The 4,104-nt window shown below is 35.6% G+C and carries 4 protein-coding genes; 3 read left to right on the forward strand and 1 reads right to left on the reverse strand.

All coding sequences use genetic code 11. The features are described 5' to 3' along the window. Positions 1–46: 46 nt before the first annotated feature. Together AC1DJR_RS19735 and AC1DJR_RS19740 are read left to right on the forward strand one after the other, a co-directional pair. A complete protein-coding gene (locus tag AC1DJR_RS19735; protein ID WP_002189106.1) occupies positions 47–613 on the forward strand; it encodes a sigma-70 family RNA polymerase sigma factor in 567 nt (188 codons plus the stop codon). Beyond that, the gene (locus AC1DJR_RS19740; protein ID WP_477003311.1) at positions 610–1,716 is read left to right on the forward strand and encodes a DUF4179 domain-containing protein; all 1,107 of its coding nucleotides are present in this window, start codon (positions 610–612) and stop codon (positions 1,714–1,716) included. The genes AC1DJR_RS19735 and AC1DJR_RS19740 overlap by 4 nt, the downstream gene beginning before the upstream one ends. A gap of 38 nt (positions 1,717–1,754) precedes the next feature. Here the strand turns inward: AC1DJR_RS19740 and AC1DJR_RS19745 are convergent, their stop codons facing one another. Then, positions 1,755–2,828, reverse strand: a complete 1,074-nt coding sequence (locus AC1DJR_RS19745; RefSeq protein ID WP_429686716.1) for a WD40/YVTN/BNR-like repeat-containing protein — start codon at positions 2,826–2,828, stop codon at positions 1,755–1,757. 268 nt (positions 2,829–3,096) lie between these two features. On the opposite strand from AC1DJR_RS19745, the gene AC1DJR_RS19750 reads away from it, so the two are divergent. Then, the gene (locus tag AC1DJR_RS19750; protein ID WP_477003312.1) at positions 3,097–3,996 is read left to right on the forward strand and encodes a cation diffusion facilitator family transporter; all 900 of its coding nucleotides are present in this window, start codon (positions 3,097–3,099) and stop codon (positions 3,994–3,996) included. The last annotated feature ends 108 nt before the right edge of the window (positions 3,997–4,104 follow it).

A 4,104-nucleotide genomic window follows, 5' to 3' on the forward strand; every position in this document is an offset into this window, starting at 1 on the left:
ATATAGGGTGTAAAAGCTTTTACAAAAAAATAAGGGGAATCGCTACATGAAATCAAATGAGAAAAATTTTATAAAAAGATTACAGCGACAAAAAGAAGATGCGCTAGAATTCGTTGTCGATACATACTTACCACTCATAAAAGGAATCACGCACAAAGTTCTTCTTCCGGTTCAAAATGATGGACTCATAGAGGAATGTGTAAACGATATATTTCTTTCCATTTGGAATAATGCAAATAAATTTCATGGAGAGCCGAATGATTTTAAAAAATGGATTGCAGCGATTGCAAAGTTTAAGGCGATTGATTATTACCGGAAAGCGACTAGAAAAGTAGAAATTATTTCAGATGAGTTTCATATCAGTACAGAAAARTCRGCRGAAGATGAATTAATCGTTATGGAAGATAGGGAAGAGTTATTGAAGCTTATTAATCAATTAGAACCGTTAGATCAAAAAGTATTCATTATGAAATATCTTCTCGGTATGAAGACAGAGGAAATMGGTGACAARTTAGGATTAACTCGGGCAGCAATAGATAATCGTGTGTACCGTGGGAAAAAGAAACTACAACAAAATGCTACGAATATTAGTTTTGGAGGTAGTGCAATATGAAAGACATTTATGAACTATTAAATGATATTGATATAGATGAAAAAGAACTTGAGGAAATTGAGGCTTCTGAAATTGAAAAAGAAAAAGTAAAACGCAATGTAAAACAATCGATACGTACGAAGAAAAAGATGAAAAGTTGGAAAAAAGGTGTTGCTGCTGCATCCATTTTAGTAGGGTTATCAGTTGCAACGCTTGGTATTGGATTTCCTACTTACGCTGGAGGACTGCCAATAGTAGGTGACATATTCCGATTTTTAGATAATGGTAGAACAGGGTTATATGAAAATTATAAAGAGTTTTCGACTGAGTTGAATATGACGAGGGAGAGTAATGGGGTCAAGGTCACACTTAATGATGCTGTTTTTAATGGTAGAACTGTAACGATAACGTATTCTATTGAAAGTGATAAAGATTTAGGAGAAAATCCCAATGTATTAGAGTTTTTACAAGTTACTGGATTTAATGGTACGACTGGTAGTTCTAAAATTACAAAAGTAGGGGATAAAAAATACGTAGGTATGAGTACAGCAACTGGTGTTGATAGTAAAAAAATGGATGTTGTAAATGTTAAGTGGGAACTAGACAAGATAGAAACAATAGATGAAAAACAATCAATAAAAGGGGATTGGAATTTTGCACTGTCTTTAAATGCGATGGAAAGTAAAGAAGTGAAACTTAAAGGAAGTTCTGAAAATGAATTAATAAAAGTAAATATAGACAAAATGGAAGTAACCCCGATGTCATTTATCGTTTTTTATAATCAAGAAGAATCTAAGGCATTAAGAAGTATATGGGATAGTGCGGATGTTGAGTTAGAAATAAAAGATGATTTAGGAAATCATTATGCTGGCGAAGGAAATGGCGGAAGTAGTACAGTAGCAGAACCACATAAAAGTAGTTGGAGTGCTACATTCCAAAAGTTAAACGAAAATGCTACAAAGCTTATTGTCACACCTCACGTGCACTTGCGAGTTCATACACCTGAAAATCATGGTGGAGTGGAGTATGTGAATGGGAAAGAGAAGAAAATAGAAGTACCGAAAAAAGAAGCGAAGAGTAAAGATATAGTGTTAGATGATATTGTCATTGATTTAAAGAAATAAATAGAGAGCCTGCCTTAAATGAAGGCAGGCTCTTTTTGTTAAGAACTAGTAACGAGCAATGCATGCGGATGCTGCGTTTTATATTCCTCTTTCCATGTAATGTTTAGTTGTTCCCACGTTTCACCGCTATCAGTGGATTGAAAGATGCCATTGTTATTTAAAGTGTAAAACGTATGTGGTTCGGCTGGATTTGTAGCAAACATCGAAATGACTGTACCAATTGCAGATGGTAGACCTTGCTGTACTTGCTGGAACGGAGTCTCTTTCGTTTTACGATAAATATAAGATTCATAAGGAATACGGTGATGAGCTAAATCAGCACTCGGTGCGGCAGAAACGAGAATTGTATCGCAATCAGCTGGATCGATAGCCATACTGTATAAATAATGATGCTCAAGTCCGTCACTACATGAGATCCAGCTGTTTCCACTGTTATAACTTTCAAGATATGCGCGATCAGGTCCGCCCATAAATCCGTCACCACATGATGCATAAAGGCGATTTGGGGCTTCAGGGTGCATGAGTAATTGATGAGCATCGATAGGAGCACCGAATTTTTTATCAATCCATGTATGCCCTTTATCATTACTTTGAATAACAGCACCAGCTTCGATTGAAACATGGAGTGTATTTGGATTGTTTGGATCAACTGTAATCCAGCGTACGTGATGGGTAAAAGGTCTAGGCGGAAAAGCCCACGTATAGGAAGATAATAATGATTTCATATTTTTAAGTTCAGTCCACGTTTCACCACCATTTTCTGAACGGAATAAAGCACTCGGTTCTGTGCCGATATAAACGACGCCGTAGCCGTTAACTTGTTCATTTGAGCTTATCGTTATAGAAGTAATAGAAGAGTGTAAAATACCATCCTCTTTAGGGAAATCAAAGTAACGATATGAATCTCCAATTGGTCTCCATGAATCCCCGCCATCGTCACTTAGCCATAAACCTCGTCCAAATGTCCCGCAATATATACGGTTCGTTTGAAATGGATCAACCACAATACAGGTAGGTTGCATATTTTGTAAATGATATGTGGTTTCATAGTTACCATATTGTTCTTTTACTACAACAAGTTCACGCTCCATGCAGAGAAATAGTCGTTTCAAGTTTGTAACCCCCTTAAAAATTCTTTCATTAGTAAACAATATGAAAATAAAAAAGAAGTAGTCTTGTTTTTAGTTGAGAAAAAGGACTTGTTTGAAAAGTAGCGAAGTTTGTATACAGAGKAAGCGGGATAAAGTGAAACTTTAATCAGTGGGGTATTGTTCATCTTCTACGGATTAGTAGCATTCACTATCGGGCGTTAATGGGGGATAAAGATAGGGAATGTGTTTCATACTAACATRCAGATATTGCACTTAAAGGAGCATTTGTATGGGACACTCACATGATCACGGTCATTCAAAAAATAAAAAAGCGTTATTAATTGCCTTCTTATTAACAACAAGCTTTATGATTGCTGAAGTTATTGGCGGATTTGTAACAAATAGCTTAGCACTATTGTCTGACGCAGGGCATATGTTAAGTGATGCAGTATCCTTAGCTTTAAGTTTACTGGCGTTCAAGCTTGGGGAAAAAACGGCAACGGCCGCGAAAACATACGGGTATAAGCGAGTCGAAATGTTAGCGGCATTATGTAATGGTGTCGTACTTATTGTCATTTCTATATACATTTTTATTGAAGCAATTCGCCGATTTAAAGAACCAGTTGAGATTGCTAGTAATGGAATGCTCATTATTGCTGTGCTTGGTTTACTTATTAATATTKTATCAGCTTGGATATTAATGAGAAGYGGAGATGTGAAAGGTAATTTRAAYTTAAGAAGTGCKTTYTTRCAYGTACTAGGCGATTTATTAGGTTCAGTYGGAGCRATTATTGCWGCRYTRCTTATTAAATTTTTTGGWTGGAMTRCYGCAGATGCGGTTGCTAGTATTCTTGTGTCTATTTTAGTCATTATAAGTGGATGGCGTGTAACACGTGATACAGTTCATATATTAATGGAAGGTGCACCGCAGCACATAGATGCTGAAGAGGTGAAAAATACATTATTAAATATTACTATTGTAAAAGAAGTTCATGATTTACATATATGGTCTGTAACATCAGATTTTCAAGTATTAACTTGCCATCTTATTATCGAAGGTAATGAAACGCAAAGCGTATTGAAAGAAGCAACGGATGTATTAAAGGGGAAATTTCATGTAGAACATGTCACCATTCAAGTAGAAATTGAAGGTGAATTTAATCATAGTGAGACAACTTGCAAAGTATGAAAGAAAAAGGATAAGAAAAAGTGTCATAACATTTTTCGCAGGGCATACATATATATAATGTGGCCACAAATACTTTGTAAGGTAAATATTTCATAAGATTACTTTACT

The organism is Bacillus sp. 05T31 (assembly GCF_056396725.1).

What these genes read in the sequence shown, in the direction of transcription:
- AC1DJR_RS19740 (WP_477003311.1), top strand. Translation starts at nt 610, where the DNA reads ATGAAAGACATTTATGAACTATTAAATGATATTGATATAGATGAAAAA.